At 41.2% G+C, this 16,272-nt stretch carries 12 protein-coding genes and 1 pseudogene; 8 read left to right on the forward strand and 5 right to left on the reverse strand.

The genetic code is table 11. The annotated features are described in order from the left end of the window. Positions 1 to 239 precede the first annotated feature (239 nt). From AC0L4E_RS00395 to AC0L4E_RS00405, 3 genes are all read right to left on the reverse strand, one after another. Entirely contained in the window at positions 240 to 2,303 is a 2,064-nt protein-coding gene (locus AC0L4E_RS00395) for a S9 family peptidase (protein ID WP_473677521.1), read from the reverse strand. Between the two features lie 55 nt (positions 2,304 to 2,358). Further along, on the reverse strand, positions 2,359 to 3,195 hold the full coding sequence (locus AC0L4E_RS00400) for a hypothetical protein (RefSeq protein ID WP_473677522.1): 837 nt from the start codon (positions 3,193 to 3,195) through the stop codon (positions 2,359 to 2,361). 144 nt (positions 3,196 to 3,339) lie between these two features. Next, positions 3,340 to 3,729 carry a nitrous oxide-stimulated promoter family protein gene (locus tag AC0L4E_RS00405; RefSeq protein WP_473677523.1) on the reverse strand — a complete coding sequence of 130 codons (390 nt, stop codon included), beginning with the start codon at positions 3,727 to 3,729 and terminating at the stop codon, positions 3,340 to 3,342. Between the two features lie 309 nt (positions 3,730 to 4,038). Here AC0L4E_RS00405 and AC0L4E_RS00410 point away from each other — a divergent pair, with 309 nt between their 5' ends. The 7 genes and pseudogenes from AC0L4E_RS00410 (at position 4,039) to AC0L4E_RS00440 (ending at position 9,795) form a co-directional block, all read left to right on the forward strand. Next, a complete protein-coding gene (locus AC0L4E_RS00410; protein WP_473677524.1) occupies positions 4,039 to 4,839 on the forward strand; it encodes a hypothetical protein in 801 nt (266 codons plus the stop codon). Positions 4,840 to 5,086: 247 nt separating this feature from the next. Continuing rightward, entirely contained in the window at positions 5,087 to 5,425 is a 339-nt protein-coding gene (locus AC0L4E_RS00415) for a hypothetical protein (RefSeq protein WP_473677525.1), read from the forward strand. 21 nt (positions 5,426 to 5,446) lie between these two features. Then, a complete protein-coding gene (locus AC0L4E_RS00420) occupies positions 5,447 to 6,988 on the forward strand; it encodes a protein adenylyltransferase SelO (protein WP_473677526.1) in 1,542 nt (513 codons plus the stop codon). Positions 6,989 to 7,018: 30 nt separating this feature from the next. Further along, positions 7,019 to 7,372: a DUF3630 family protein gene (locus AC0L4E_RS00425; RefSeq protein WP_473677527.1), complete on the forward strand. Its 354-nt coding sequence runs from the start codon at positions 7,019 to 7,021 to the stop codon at positions 7,370 to 7,372. Continuing rightward, entirely contained in the window at positions 7,365 to 8,405 is a 1,041-nt protein-coding gene (locus AC0L4E_RS00430; protein ID WP_473677528.1) for a serine/threonine protein kinase, read from the forward strand. The genes AC0L4E_RS00425 and AC0L4E_RS00430 overlap by 8 nt, the downstream gene beginning before the upstream one ends. 194 nt (positions 8,406 to 8,599) lie before the next feature. Next, on the forward strand, positions 8,600 to 9,214 hold the full coding sequence (locus AC0L4E_RS00435; RefSeq protein ID WP_473677529.1) for a thiol:disulfide interchange protein DsbA/DsbL: 615 nt from the start codon (positions 8,600 to 8,602) through the stop codon (positions 9,212 to 9,214). A 369-nt stretch (positions 9,215 to 9,583) separates the two neighbouring features. Beyond that, positions 9,584 to 9,795, forward strand: a pseudogene (locus AC0L4E_RS00440) (DUF1107 family protein). Here AC0L4E_RS00440 and zapB read toward each other — a convergent pair. After that, positions 9,792 to 9,992, reverse strand: coding sequence for a cell division protein ZapB (gene zapB / locus AC0L4E_RS00445; protein WP_144211472.1), 201 nt, complete (start codon positions 9,990 to 9,992; stop codon positions 9,792 to 9,794). The pseudogene AC0L4E_RS00440 and the gene zapB overlap by 4 nt on opposite strands. Positions 9,993 to 10,353: 361 nt before the next feature. On the opposite strand from zapB, the gene AC0L4E_RS00450 reads away from it, so the two are divergent. Continuing rightward, entirely contained in the window at positions 10,354 to 11,439 is a 1,086-nt protein-coding gene (locus tag AC0L4E_RS00450) for a branched-chain amino acid aminotransferase (protein WP_473677530.1), read from the forward strand. 161 nt (positions 11,440 to 11,600) lie between these two features. Here the strand turns inward: AC0L4E_RS00450 and AC0L4E_RS00455 are convergent, their stop codons facing one another. Further along, on the reverse strand, positions 11,601 to 16,076 hold the full coding sequence (locus tag AC0L4E_RS00455; protein ID WP_473681434.1) for an EAL domain-containing protein: 4,476 nt from the start codon (positions 16,074 to 16,076) through the stop codon (positions 11,601 to 11,603). Positions 16,077 to 16,272 lie beyond the last annotated feature (196 nt).

A 16,272-nucleotide genomic window follows, 5' to 3' on the forward strand; every position in this document is an offset into this window, starting at 1 on the left:
GATAAAAATATGTTTTTTGATTAATGGCTGTGAATCATCACAAGGTGACAATCGGCTCAGGTTAGCAGCATAACAAAGCCAGTGGCATAATCACAAAATAAAAACGCCTAATGACAGCTACTGTTCAGGCTGGATCATTAGGCGCATTTAAGTTTTAGCTCAACTAAAGCAGTTTAAGCATTGAGTTTAGCGCTTAGTTAAGAGTATTTCTTATTCTTTAATATCTAAGCATTAATATTTTATTCTTCAATACCTAGCACATAAAAATCGAACCACTTTTTATCCCATTCCATTTTGGCTTTACGGTGCTGATAATGGCTCAGGCCGTGACCTTCTCCCGGGTAGACTATCAATTCAACAGGCACATTTAAGTAATGCCTTAAGGCGCGATATAGCCCTTGTGCATGGCCAACTGGCACGCGCTGATCGTTCTCGCCAATGTGAATAAGGGTTGGGGTAGTGATGTTATCTGCAATGGTTAACGACGAGCCATGGGAGTACGCCTCTGGCTTCTCCCAAGGAAGGCCTTCCATAAAGTTGACGACATGGCCGGGGGTGTCTTCAAGCATCCACTGCAGACGTTGATCAAATACACCTGCACCTGAGCTCGCAGCTTTAAAGCGGTTGGTGGTGCTAATGAGTGCATTGGTAAGATAACCACCATTGCTCCAACCCATGACGGCCATTTTGTCACCATCAGCAATGCCTTGCTCGATTAAGTGATCGACACCAGCCAAAATATCTTTTACTTCAATATCGTGCTCGCGGCCTACAAGTTGAGTTAGGAACTCATCGCCATAGCCAGTAGAGCCACGGTAGTTTGGCGATAAAATTGCCCAGCCATCAGCTGTAAATGTGCTACGACCGTATGAACGATGTTGTAATGCGTAAGGTGTGGCGGAGGTCGGTCCGCCGTGGATTTGAACCACCAAAGGCAGTCGACCTTGAGTCTTAGTGTAGCCATGGGGAAGTTCTAAAATACCTTCTACTTGGCTGCCATCTGGTGCATTCCATTTTACGATTGATATTTGCGGTAACTGCCAGTCAGTCACTTGGGCATTGATATTGGTTATACGTTTAATTTTAGCGCGGCGTTTGTTGGCATCAGCAATGAATAAGTCACTAAAGTGAGTTAAACCATTATGAGTGAGCGCCAGTTGTTTTCCTGATTGGCTAAAGTCATAAGTGCCAGAGACGATATCGGCGTCTATAACACTGCGAGTATCTTGCTGTTTGCCGTTTTCAAATTCGCTACAATAAATTTTTACTTTCGCTTCGATGGCGCCGCGAAAACACACTTCGTTACTGTTAGGGCGCCACCTTACATCGTCACCATTTAAGGTGACTTTATCGGGGCGAGCTAATTCGGTTATCTTGGCTTTTTTCTGACTCACATCGGCGATAAATAATTTACCGGGATGACCGTCAAAATCGATTCTGAAAGCAAGTTGTTGATTGTTTTGATGCCATGACAAGCCAAGTAACCAGCCGTAAGGGGAAGGTGCTTGTTGTCGCCATTGGCTGTCTTGTAAGACTCTATGAGTGCGATTTTCTATATCATATACATCAATGTCTGACCAACCTTCCAGTTTGACCAGTTCATTGTCGTCAGTGGTGATACGGGCGATTTTTGATTGATCTTGATTAACACTAAACTGCCACACTACTTTACCGTCATCAATCAACGTCTTTTGCTTATAGTGCTCTAAGTCGAGCACATGCAATGGATTAGATTCATGGGAACCATGGCCGTAATTAGGGGCCGTATGGCTATTACGCATAGCGCTCCATTGGTCGGTTTCTTCAACGGTCTTATTGCCAATAAAATATAGATTTTTGCCATCTTGGCTTAACTGAAAAGCATTTACGCCTTCCACTTCTTTAGTTATTGGTTGAATGTCACTGCCGTTACTGGCCATTCTGAAAACTTGATTTTTACCATTGAATGGTGCTTTTTCACTGGCATCGCTGCGTTTGGTTAAGAAATAAATATATTGCCCATCAGGGCTCCAAACTGGACTTGATTCATTCTCGTTACTAAACGTCAGCCTTTGTGTTTGGCGGGTTTTAGTGTCGACTTTCCATAGATCTGCTTGGGACTTATCAAGTTCTTTGTCCCAGCGGCTTTCAACCCATATGGCTTGTTTTGCATTGGGGCTAAAACTGACTTGTTTCATGACACCAATATCGAAGAAGTCATCAATGGTGATTTTGTGTTGAGGAGAGTTGGCGATAGCTTGAGTCGATAATCCGAGTAACCCAAGCAGCCCAATATGGCGAAATGTGAATGTTGATATAATCATGGAGCTCCGTTCCTTGTTCATCATCTAAGTGATGGTTATTTATAATTGTATGTCGCTATTGGAGTCGCTTTTCGGGTGTTGCATCATCAGTCATAATGCTTTGAAGGTAATTTAATTCTTCGGCATTAAGCAATTGTTCACTGGCTCTTTGTGGCTTGCTACCATCGTTTATATTGGCTTTGTTATTCACATTACCGCGAAGGTAAGCGGCGCGAGTTATTTGGTGTAACCCATATAGAGCAAAGCCATAGACGGTGACTAATAAGGATAATCTGGCGATGGTGTGGGCTAGCACTGAAATAGAGTCGCCAAAATAAAATGGTACTAATACCATCATAATACGTAAGACCCAATTCAGTAAGATCCCACCCGTTAAAATGAGTAACCAGCGAAAGCGAATGTCTTTTAAGCTTTGTTGTGTAGTGAGTTTAAAACGCTTTTTATGTTTACTGAGGGTTTTGAAAATTAATCCGAAATATAAGCAACTCTGTAACATAATGAATACTGGCATGATTAAGGCAACGCGATTTATATGACTTAATTCAGAGAGAGTATTAATAGGCTGTTTTGATGCAGTAGGGTCTAAACCTATATTAAAAAGTACTGCAATCACAATGAAAAACATCGATATAAATGTTGGCATGAGATGTTTGACAATATTGCCATCTGACACAGGTATTTTCAGACTCGCTTTACAGTAGGAATACAGTAAGGGCATTAATAAGAAATAAAATGGCACCATTAAGGTCAAAATAAAATGGATTTGAATAGGGGCGTTTTCGCGAGTGACAGCTCCGATGGCAAAAAATAGTGCGATGAGAATGAATAACGAGCCCAGTAAGCGATTGCTTTGCGTAGTATCTGGATCATTATTGGCGTAGATATAACGCACATATAACCCTACCCCTAAGCAATGAATACTGCCGAGTAAAGAAAGCCAGATATAAGCTTGAGAAAAAAACGGTCCGAATTCGATTAGTTACCCCTTATTAAAGTTAAGTGATAATACCTTTAAGCGACCCTTTCAACCAGCATCCTAAGTATTTTTTTGCTTTCGCATATGACGGTTTGAGGCGGCTTCGGGCGGCTTGCCAGGGGCAGGTTTACGTTCAGACAATAAATGTTTAATCGACATAATTGGGTGAGGGAGCAACATACGTGGGCCCGAATAGATCATTATCTCTCTGACTTTTTGTTTCATGTGCGGTTTATAGCAATGAACAGGGCATTTATTACAGGTTGGTTTATCTTGGCCGTATGGGCAGCGATCTAAACGCGTTTCAGCATACTCCAGAAGTGCTTTGCATTCGTCACAAAGTGTCTGATCTTTTGTTTGGTGATGAGCACGACAATATATGCCAGCCATCGCTGTCATTGTGTTGAGCTCAAATAACAATTTACCTGAAAGAATTGAAGGTTCAGACATTAATAAATACCTTAGTAATTTACTCGGGTATGGCTAGTGTAACTAGCTTCAAACAATGAGTTCAATTTAGGTGATAATAAGCTTGAGCTAAAGCACAAAAATGTCAAAATTTGAATTTATCCCCAGTTATTGGGTTTAATGGCACAAAAGCGGGATAAATACTTGATTTATTGCCATACAATAGCTTATTAATACTAGATGTGTTGCTTAAAAATGCAGCGTAGAAGTAACTCTCTCTTAAATAGGCTTTGACCATTATTTTAAGGCTATTTAACCATACACAAACATGACACAGGCATGGTGTTATCAATGAAAATTATTGTCATTATTTTATTAGTTCTACTTGGTGTGTATTTATACCGTCGAACTCAGAATGTTGCTCAACAAGAATTAGACCAAACAGACTCGGCTGATAATGCCAAAACGTCTGACAGTGTTATTGAAGGGGAAGCTGAGTCAGTTGTGGCGGCTGAGTCTGATAAAGACGATACTGTGCCAGAGCCAGAGCCAGAGCCAGAGCCAGAGCCAGAGCCAGAGCCAGAGCCAGAGCCAGAAGAGAAAGTTGTTGCTCAAGAGACTAAAGCGGCAGTTGTTGAAGCATCTGAAGTTGAAGAGCCAAAAGCTGAGGCCCCCAAAACTGAACTGGCTGAACAACCAGCACCAGTCGCAGCGGAAGAAATACCAGCCGATAACAAGACAGATTTAAGTTTACCCGCAACTGGCACATGGGCAGGTGATGTATTTGCTGATTTAGTGGCGAAACATGATAATCAAGCGGATGCGAGTGCTCAGCACCAGAGTTTACTGAATATTATCGGCCACAGTTACAAGCTACGTAAACAATCTGAGTATTGCCAGTATGGCGCACAATTAACTGATGTGTATTTATCTGTCTTTGAGCTGTATCAGCAAGTTAATAAAGTGGCTGCGGATGAAAAAGGCCCAGGCTTTATGCAGCTTTCAACTATGCTTAACGATACAAAACAGTTTGATAAAGCGATATCGGTTTGTCAGCAAGCCATGACGTACCAATTAAGCGATGGAACTGTAACGGGTTTTGAAGGTCGAATTAAACGTATTGAAAAAGCCAAATCTAAATCAGGTGATTAAATGATTACTCATCTAGCTTATGAGTGAGCTTACGATTGAGTATACTCACAATTAATCAGCTATAGATTGATATAAAGCGGACTCAGGTTCGCTTTTTTTATTGGTAAAAATGCTGATTTATATAGACAAATCACCTTATGTTGCCATTATAGGGCGCGTTTAAATTTACGATGGTAAACCATACGGTCGTGGCAAGCATTTTCATCTTAATAGCGTGTTGATGTTAAGAAAGAACTAAGAGGTTTTTATGAATTCCAAAGTGCTGATTAAAATAGTTTTTTTATTAGGCTTAGTCAGTCTAACAGGGTGTTTACGTACGCCTGAATGGACCCTTTTTTATTATGCTGATGAAGCCAAAAAGCCACAAAATCCAATAAGTGCAGATTATATCGCAGGCTATTATGACACCCTTGAGCAATGTCAGTTAAAGGGAGATGGCATGCTGCGCTTGAGCGGGAAAAGTTATGTCGAAATGGACAATCGAGCCCTTGAAAACGCAACAGCGATTCCAGTGGCAATTGAAAAAGGATATCAATGTGAGCAGCTATGTGAAGTTAATGACGACGATGTCATTATCTGTAAATAGGCTGTTCTAGGGAAAGGCTTAATGCAGTTTAAACAGGATTTTTTTGAGCAACTTGAAGGGTTTTACTCGCAAGTTTACCCTTTACCAATCAGTAATCCACATTGGCTTGCGTGGAGTGATGATGCCGCAAAACTCATAGGGTTAACTAAGCCCAATGATGAATTGTTAATGCAATTGTCGGCTAACCATGCTGTCCCTGGCGCCAGTTATTATGCGCAAGTATACAGTGGTCATCAGTTTGGTGGTTACTCGCCGCGGTTAGGCGATGGCCGCTCAATCATTCTTGGAGAAGCCTTTAAAGGCAAACTTACAGATAAGCATCAGGCATGGGATGTGGCATTAAAAGGCGCAGGGCCGACGCCGTATTCTCGCCATGGTGATGGCCGTGCAGTGATGCGCTCAGCGGTACGTGAATTTTTGGCATCCGAAGCTTTAGCGGCATTGTCAGTACCGACGACCCGCGCTCTTGCGGTTATTGGCTCAGATTTGCCAGTATGGCGTGAGTCTCAAGAAACCGCGGCGATAACCGTCAGGCTGGCTAAAAGCCATATTCGTTTCGGCCATTTTGAGTATTTTTGTCACAGTGACCAAGGCGGCAAAGATAAACTCATTCAACTGCTCAATTTTACCATTTCCCAGCATTACCCGCATTTAACTCAAGATGCCCAAGGCTATAAAGCTTGGTTTACTCAAGTGGTGAAAGACACAGCTATTCTCATTGGTCATTGGCAAGCGGTTAGTTTTGCCCATGGTGTGCTAAACACCGACAATATGTCGATACTTGGTGACAGCTTTGATTTTGGGCCCTTTGCTTTTCTAGATACCTTTAAAGAAGACTTTATCTGCAATCATTCTGACCCTGAAGGGCGGTATGCTTTTGGCCAGCAGCCAGGTATTGGACTTTGGAATTTACAACGTTTAGCTCAAGCACTCACTCCAGTGATTGAGTCAGATGATTTAGTGGCGGCGCTCAATACCTATCAAGCTGAGTTAGTGAAGCAGTACTTGTTATTAATGCGCGCTAAAATGGGCTTTGCTACAACAGATTTAACGGCACTGTCAGTTGATAAAAGTGCTTCGTCATTAGCTGAAATGCAGGCCGAGCAAGATAAGGGTGATTTAGACTTAATTGGCCGATTTTGCGCTGTGATGCAGCATAATATGCTTGATTACACCAATACTTTCCGCGCCCTTGGTCGACTGGATATTACCAGTCACCAACCTAATATCGCTGATGAAATTATTGACCGACCTCAGTTTGATACTTGGTATAAAGATTACCAGCAACGGGTGGCTGCTAATGTTAATGACACTAAGGGCTCTGGCGATAAGATAGATATTGAGAAGTGGCAAGCTGATAGAGATGCAGTTAACCCTAAGTACATACTACGCAATTACCTTGCTCAAGAAGCGATTGTCGCAGTTGAAGAAGGTGATAACAGTAAACTTGTAGAGTTACATCAGTTACTGACAAACCCGTATGCCGAACAAGCTGATAAAGCGCATTATGCTGAACGCCCGCCGCAGTGGGGGCAGGGCTTGATCATGTCTTGCAGTAGCTAGCATAATATTTAATAGATTTTAAGGAAGTGTATGAACTCAGGTTCATTAGAACAAAATAATCTCAATACAGTAAGCATCAAAGAAGCTAAGTTAGATAGCGATGCCATGAGTATTTTGATCACGGCTGATATTGATTTTGAACAGTTTGAAGCATTTGCAACGCCTTTTGCCGCAGCATTAGATTGTGAAGTGCGTGAACGACAGTGGGGCGCTGATCGTCATCAGTGGTTACTGAATTTTGAAGGTAGTCAGTTGTGGCTGAATTATGAGTTTTACGGTGATATTTGTTGGGTAGCCACTGAAACTCAAGCCGATGTTGAAGTGCTAAGCTATTTGATGACATTAATACGACCACTTGTTGCAGATAAGGGAACTCATGAGTAATCGCATTGAAGAGCCTGCATCTGATTTGATACAAACGTCCAGCGAACATGACGCCTCGTTTCATTATCAGGCATTAACCCCTGACTTAATTCTTGATGCCATTGAAAGCCTTGGTGTCTATCCTGAGACGGGATTGCTAGCACTGAATAGCTACGAAAACCGCGTATATCAATTTAGATGTGATCGCGGCAATCGCTATGTGGTGAAATTCTATCGCCCTCATCGTTGGAGTGAGGAGCAAATTCAAGAAGAGCATGATTATGCACTGGCGTTAGCGGCTGAAGACATCCCTATTGCGGTGCCATCGATTATAAACGGTAAAACCTTACATCATTATCAAGGTTACAAATTTACCTTGTTTCCATCGATTGGTGGTCGCGCTTTTGAAGTCGATAATTTAGATCAACTTGAGTCGGTTGGACGTTTTATTGGTCGTATTCATCAATATGCCAGTAAACAGCCTTTTAAGTATCGTGAACCGCTTTCAAGCCAAATATTAGGTGATGATGCACTGGCTTTTTTACGCCAGTCTGGACAAGTAGCCGACGGCATTAGCCAGCAATTTTTTACAGTGGCTGAACAAGTATTAGATAAAGCGAAAAGTATTTTATTGGCGGATTCATTTCCGACTATACGCCTGCATGGTGATTTACACGCCAGTAATATTTTATGGACCCCAGATGGACCAGGCTTTGTCGATTTAGATGATGCTCGTCAAGGGCCAGCGGTGCAAGATATCTGGATGATGCTCACTGGCGATAGGCAACAACGCTTATTACAACTTGATGTTTTGCTTGAAGGCTATCAAGAATTTTATGATTTTGATCAGCGCCAGCTCAAGCTAGTAGAGCCTTTAAGAGCGTTACGAATGTTGCATTACAACGCTTGGTTAAGCAAAAGATGGCAAGATCCTGCATTTCCAATGAACTTTCCGTGGTTTGGTGATATCAAATACTGGGAACAACAAACATTGGCGTTTAAAGAGCAGTTAGCAGCATTAGATGAAGCCCCTTTAAGTTTGATGGGTTACTAAGGCGATTAACAACTCAATTGTAGATTGTTACAAATGATCTTGATAAGGTCTTGAGATACGAAGATAACCTAACTTATGATAGGTTTAGCAAATAACTAATTTAGTTATGTGTATCAGCTGATTTGGCTGGTGACATAATACAGATGGCAAGTTTTAAAAAATCATTTTTAAGATTGCACACTAAAGGAAGCAAAATGAAAAAAGCACTATTAATGGCAGCAGCACTACTTTTAGCCCCAATGGCTGCAACTGCTGCAGATTATAAAGAAGGTGTGCATTACACCGTGATTAACGAAGGCCCAGCGACATCTAAGCCTGAAATCACCGAGTTTTTCTCATTCTTTTGTGGCCACTGTTATAACTTTTCAAAAACAGTAGTACCAAAAATTGAAAAAACACTGCCAGAAGGCGTCACGTTTAATCAAGCTCACGTTGAGTTTATTGGCCGTGAAATGGGTACTGAAATGTCACGTGCTTTTGCTATCGCTCATCAGTTGAATGTTGAAAAGAAAATTGAACACGCTATTTTCACAGCAATCCATGATTCTAAACAACGTTTCACCAGCCAAAACGATATCCGTATGGTATTTATTGCCAATGGTATTGATGGTAAAGATTTCGACGCTGCAGCTAACTCGTTCATGGTGAACGCACAAATGTCTAAAATGAAGCGTGATACTGAAAACGCTAAGTTATCTGGCGTTCCAGCATTAGTGGTTAACGGTAAGTACCGTGTTGAGACGGGTTCAATCAAGTCTTACGACGAATTATTAGATATTGCTTACTACTTAACGACAGTAGATAAGTAACTTTTATTGGCACTTAGCCTGCCGAGAATTCAGTTGTTTAAAAGGAGCCGTTATTGGCTCCTTTTTTGTGGCTTTAACATTATACTTTCTGAGTAAATCACTGAAAAAAAGCAAAAAAAACCGTAGGTTTTAAAATTTAGCATTTTAAAACAATACGGTGATGAGCCAACTGGCTCTTTATTTACCCTGAGTAACGTGGTTACTCTATCAAAGCGTCAAAAAAATGGCAAGTGTCATTTTTGTGTTGTTTTAAAGTGTGTGTAAATTCGCAGACATTTAGATAAATAATGTTTAATTTAATGAAACTCTTTATGGCTTTATAATGTCCAAAATTGAGTCAATAACAAAACAACATGCTTAGGAGTTCTCATGAGACGCTTCCCAGTTTACGCACCAAAGCTAATTGTAAAACACGCTAGAATTTTTGTGACAGGAGTCATTTGGGTTAAAGATTTAGGTTGTATTGAGTTTAACCGAGGACGTTTTGTGATGCCGAAAAAAGCCTGCCAAAAGTGAAGCAGGCTGTTTCAGAACTTAATGAGCTACTTGCAGCTCAGCATCTTGAAGCAAGTGCAGTTTAGCTTTCGCTATTAAGCAAACCAACAAGGCCGTTTACTTTGTCGTTCCACGAGTTTAGGTCTTGTTGCAGTTGTTGATTAGACTCAGTCAACTGAGCATTCTTTTGCTTCTCTTCTTCAAGCTCCATTTTTAGTAGCTCAGCATTTTCAAGAGTAGCCTGGATTTTGGCTTCCAGTTGGGACAATAATTCAAGGCTCATATCGGGAGTCCTAATAGTTTCTGGATGGAATGCTGATTCTAGCAGTGACTGGGGTTTAAGGAATAGACAAATCTGTTAAGTGGTTAAAAAAAGTACCACTTTTACTACTATTTTCTAAGCTTTAATCTTCTACTGGTTTATTTCCCCTATTTTTACCCACATCACCCAAGCTATTTGCCTATTAGCGCTGAATTTATAGTGATTACGTTTTTAACGCTCTTCAATTTTTTAGGTGCCATTTTTGCAGTTTGTATTTATGTGCACTTCAATTGACGGTTAAATTTACTCCACATTGTCCATTTGCTTGACATTGCAACTGATGATTCATAGTCTGCAATCTCTGTTTTCAAGGTGGTATCAAATGGACATCAAATATAATTTAAAATCGTCACGCCGTACTGAGCAATTTCAACCTGAAGGTAATGTTGGATTTGGTAATCTCAGAACTGATCATATGTTTTTAATGGACTATAGAGATGGCCAATGGTGCGATCCTCGTATCGAACCTTATGCTCCTTTTGAAATCGCCCCAGGTGCAATTTCACTGCATTACGGACAATCAATCTTTGAAGGTGCTAAAGCCTTCATGCACGATGACGGTGAAATCTACACGTTTAGATTAAATAAGAATGCAGAGCGCTTAAATACCTCCGCAGATATCTTATGTATCCCTAACCTTGATGAAGATAAGCAACTTGAAGCGATTAATGCACTAATCGATGTGGATCGTTTGTGGTTCCCAATGCAAGACGGCGCTTGTTTGTATATTCGCCCGTTTATTTTTGCAACTGAAGATCGTTTATCGGTTAGCCCAAGTTTGAACTTCACCTTTTGTGTAATCTTAAGCCCAAGTGGTGCTTATTATGCTGATGGCGTGAGCAAGGCTATTCGTTTACTTATTAGTAAAAAATTCCACCGTGCTGTGTCTGGTGGTACTGGAGCTTCAAAAGCTGCAGGTAACTACGCTGCTTCATTACGTGCGGGACAAGCGGCTGCTGAATACGGCGCTGCGCAAGTGTTATACCTTGATGCCAATAATCAGCAAATTGAAGAAGTGGGCGCGATGAACCATTTCCACGTGTTAAAAGATGGCACTGTGGTTATTCCAACGTTTACTGATACGATTTTAAAATCGATCACTTCCCAGTCAATGCTGGAACTTGGGCATCTTTTAGGTTGTGAAGTGCGCCAAGAGACCATCATGCTAGATAAGTTTATTGCTGATATCGAAGCTGGTGAAATTGTCGAAGCCGGTGGTTTTGGCACTGCTGCGGTTGTATCGCCAGTGGGTTCGTATATTTTTGAAGATGGGCGTATTGTGACTGTGGGTGACGGCGAAGTCGGTCCAAGCATTAAGCGTATTTACCAAATCTTTACTGAGCTACAAAATGGTCAGCTTGAAGGTCCAGAAGGTTGGGTTAAACGCGTTGAGCGTGTTGCGCCATAACTTATAGCTCATAGCTCATAGTTCATGGCTCATAGGTCTTAATATAGAATTGAAGTACAAGAAAAGGCGATAGTTCCTAGGAGCTATCGCCTTTTTTATTAACTGTTATTTAAAGCGTTAACCTATACAGTGTTGGATTCATTGTTAGATTCAATGTGGGTTTATTGCTCACTGACCACATCGGCATTCTTTTCACTCTTATCTTGCTTAAGTTTTTCTAAGCAATCATCAGCGGTTAAGGGTTTGCTGAGTAAGAAGCCTTGGACTTGGTCACAACCTTCATCTTTAAGGAAGTCTAACTGCTCTTGAGTCTCTACCCCTTCTGCCACTACGTTTAAGTCTAAACTGTGGGCGAGAGTAATAATCGCACTGGTAATAGCAGCATCATCAGGATCTTCAATAATATCGCGAACGAATTCTCGGTCGACCTTAAGGGTATCGATAGGGAAGCGTTTTAAGTAGCTTAAGCTTGAATAGCCTGTACCAAAGTCATCAATGGCAATGGTAAGTCCTAGGGCTTTTAGCTGTGATAATACTTTTACAGAATCTTGTGGGTTACCCATAATCATCGATTCAGTCAGTTCAAGTTCTAAGGCGCTTGCTGGCAATCCTGAAACCGCTAAGGCCACTTCAATGGTGGAAATAATATCGGCTTTAAGCTGCCTTGCTGACAAGTTAACCGCAATCGAAATGTCGTCGAAACCTAATTGGTGCCAACTGGCAAGCTGATTACAGGCCTCATCAATGGCCCAATGACCAATGGCGTTAATCATGCCTGTTTCTTCAGCGAGAGGAATAAACTCGACCGGTGAGATAAATCCAAGTGTTGCACTATTCCAACGCAGCAGTGCTTCGACGCCTAGAATACGTTTGGTTTTGATATCGTATTTTGGCTGATAAACCAAATACAGCTCATTATTTTGAATCGCTTCTTTCAGTCCTGCTTCCAGCTCAACGTGACGGGTAGCATATTGGTTTAACTCTTCGGTGTAGAACTGGAAGTTATTGCGGCCTAAAGATTTAGCGTGATACATCGCGGTATCGGCGAACTTAATCAGTGACGTTGTATCATTAGCATCATTTGGAAATAAGCTGATACCAATAGATGGTGATACTGTAATGTTTTTGCCTTCTAGTAAAAACGGCGCTTTAAAGGCTTTAAGCACTTTTTCGGCAATAATAGTGGCTGCTTTCAGCTTAGCGACGCCTTCAAGAATGATAGTAAATTCGTCGCCGCCTAAACGGGCAACGGTATCACCATCACGAATAGCATTTTGCAACCTTGATGCCACGGCTTTTAGTAGCAAATCACCCACATGGTGACCCATAGAGTCATTAATGTGTTTAAAGCGGTCTAAATCAAGGAATAGCAGTGCCACAATCGATTTCGAGCGATGTGCTTTGGTGATGGCTTGATTTAACCTGTCCTGAAATAGAGTACGGTTTGGCAGACCAGTTAATGGGTCAAAATTGGCTAAAATCCGTAAATCTTCTTCGGCTTTTTTACGAGAGGTAATATCGGTAAATACCGCAACAAAGTGGCTGGTTTCACCTTTGGTGTCGATGACTTGGTTGATCTCAAGCCAAGCTAGAATGCCTTTTTTGTCTTTGGTGCGAATATTGATTTCACCAGCCCAATGTTTTTTACGCAGCAGCTGTAATTCAACATTGTGGTAAAACTCTCGTGAGCGTTTACCGTGAGCTAAATATAAAAAGTGTTTGCCAGCAATCGCATCATGATCGAAGCCTGTGATACGACTAAATGCTGGGTTTACCGTGCGGACGCGATAATCGAGCTCACCCACCACAACCGCTTCATTCATACTGTGAAGTACTTGAGTTGACAGTTTGAGCTCGTTCTCAGTTTCTTTACGAATGGTGATATCTTTATGGGTTCCCGCCATTCGTATTGGTCTATCTTGGTGATCCCATTCAACGACTTTGCCGCGGTCAATCAGCCAAATCCATTTACCTGGCTGTTTTTCAACTCGGTACTCAGCTTCAAAAAACTCAATCTCACCATCTAAATGTCGATTAAGAATCTTAGAAACACGGTTCTTATCTTCAGGGTGGATATTGTTAATTAATGCTTGGGTTTCGTTACCTAACATGAGCGGTGGCACCATGTCAGTTCGGTAAACTTTGTTTTCGCGGATATTCCAGTCCCACATGCCATCGCCAGAGGCCCAAAGCGCCAATTTAAGGCGTTCTTCAGATGCACGGATACTCATTTCAAACTCGCGTTGCTTTTCACGCTTGAGCTGTTTTAAGTACACTATCATGGTTAAGATAAACATGATGATAATGCCATAAATGACATAAGCGCCTTTACTTAGGTAAAACGGCGGTACTACAGTGAATTTAATAGAAAGCGGGGCTTGTTGATAATTGTTATCCGTTAATGTGTAGCGGACCAATAATTCATAGTCTTTAGGCGCAAGGCTAGTAAAGGTAATTTCATTAGTTTGGTGTAGATCTATCCATTTATCATCTTGGCCGAGCAATTTGTAGCTAAACTGATGTAAACCAGGGTAATTAAACTCTAATGCACTGACATCAAAACGAATAATTTTGTTCTCAAAGGGCATGAGCAATTCTGGTGGCGCCGTTAAATCATGTAATTGGTGGTGATCTTCGCCAAATGTATAACTTGTTAGCGCGAGTTTGGCATCGGGTCTTACAGTTGGCACATTTTCTGGCATAAACTGGTTTAACCCATTGATGCCACCAAACCAGAGTTCGCCGTCGGGATCTTTAAACTTAACCCCACCATTAAATTCATTGGCTTGTACGCCATCATATTCGTTATAGGTGATTAAGGTTTGCTCTTCTCCCAAGCCTAGGCGAATTATTCCTGAGTTAGAACTGAGCCATAGGTCGTGGTTGTTATCTTCAAGAATGGCATAAATCGTATGCTTTTTTATTTGCTCGTTGAGCGCTTCAAACTGTATATTTCCATCTGCTGTTTCAATGATTTTGTCTACGCCACTGTGAGTCGCCATGAGAAATTGCTCATCAATAGTGACAATAAAATCTCTAATTCGGTTATCACTTAAGGTCGATTCATCGGCTGGTTGTCGTGACTTAAAGGTCAGTTGTTGCTGATCAGGCTTTAATCGTACCAAACCCGCCATAGTGCCAATCCACAAGCTATCATTGTGGTATTTCAGTGATAAAATCGTTTGCTTTTCAGGTGAATATTCAGGCTGGAAATCAAATTGATAATGATGTAAAACTCCTTCACCGGGTAGCACGAAGTAGAGACCATTACTGCTGCCTATCCATAGACGTTGTTTATCGTCTAGCGCTAAAGCGCGAACGCTCAGAGTGTGTGGTAATAAATGATCAAATGCAGGTAAAAAGGTGAGTTGCTGATCTGTGCTGAGCTTCGCTAAGCCGTGATCGGTGGCGAACCATAGGTTGCCATCTTTGGTTTGTCTAATGGCGTGCACCGTAAGGTTAAGCTCATTTTCATCAAGATTAAGGGCTTTCGCAAACAAATCGTTGTAGTAATAAAATTGACCTTGCTGTTCATCAAAACTTTTTAAACCAGCGCTTTCAGTGCCAATCCATAAACGTTGTTGCTTATCACGAAAAATGGCACGGATCATATTAGCCATTTTAGGTTTTGACGGGTGCATTTCAAAAATATGATTAAAATATATCTGATCCAAATTAAGCTTGTTGATGCCAGAATAACGAGTGCCAAGCCATAAGGTGCCGTCATGGGCGAGCATAATGCTTTGTAGGTTGTTCTCGCTAATTGAATTAGGGCTATTGGGGTCATACTTGTGGATTCTGCTTCGCCATTGACCATCGATTTTATCGAGTTGAATTAAGCCGGAATTAGCGCCTATGGCCCAAACCTGTTGACTGCTATTGATTACAAAGTCTTTAATTTCGTTAAATATAGTGGGTTGTTCATTAACCCATACCACTGTTTTAGCGTGAGTTTCTAAATCATATCGAATCAGTTTATTTTCAATGGCTAACCAAACTGAGCCATCAAGGCTATTGGTTTGGATGCTGTTAACCTTTAAATTTGAGGCAATATCGAGTCGGATAATGGTATTGCTATCAATAGCGAACGTGCCGCTTTTTTCGGTGCCAACAAATATGTATTTGTTATCCACATTTGCCACGCTGGTAATGTGAGGATTAAGGTTATTACTGAGGCTAATTTTAGTGATTTTATTGGTTTTGAGCGACAGCGTATATAAACCAGATTGAGTGCCTATCCATAACGAATCACCAATGATGCTTAACTTTGAAAGGTGTAAATCATTAAGCCCTTGCTCTGTTCCATAATTGGTGAATTGACCTGTGGTGAGATCTAATCGACTTAACCCTTGAGAAAATGTCGCCACCCATAAATGGTCATCATTTGATTGAAGTATATCGATGATGTAATTACCAGCGATACTCTGTGGGTCATTACTGTCATTGAGAAATACATCAAATTGAATGCCATTATAGCTGTGTAGACCATCTTGGGTGCCGACCCATAGCATTCCCGCTTTATCCATGAATAACTTTGTCACAGAGTTTTGGTTTAACTCATTAGCAGCTTCAAACTGTTCGAAAGACAGCAGGTGATTATCATTTTGAGGAGTGATGGCGAAAACAGTCACAGGCATTGAGCTAACAAGAAGCCAAATGAACAAGCATGCTCTCAATGTTGTGGATAAAGGTAAATTCAATCTGCACCTATTGTTATGAGTATGAGCATGGGAAAAGGTCATGCTGGGTTGCATATTGTGATTTTGGAAATAATATTTTAACAATCATAGTAAAGTATGACTAAAATACTCATTACTAAGCAGCATTAATCAA

The sequence above is a fragment of the Shewanella sp. GJ50-10 genome (genome assembly GCF_055808815.1).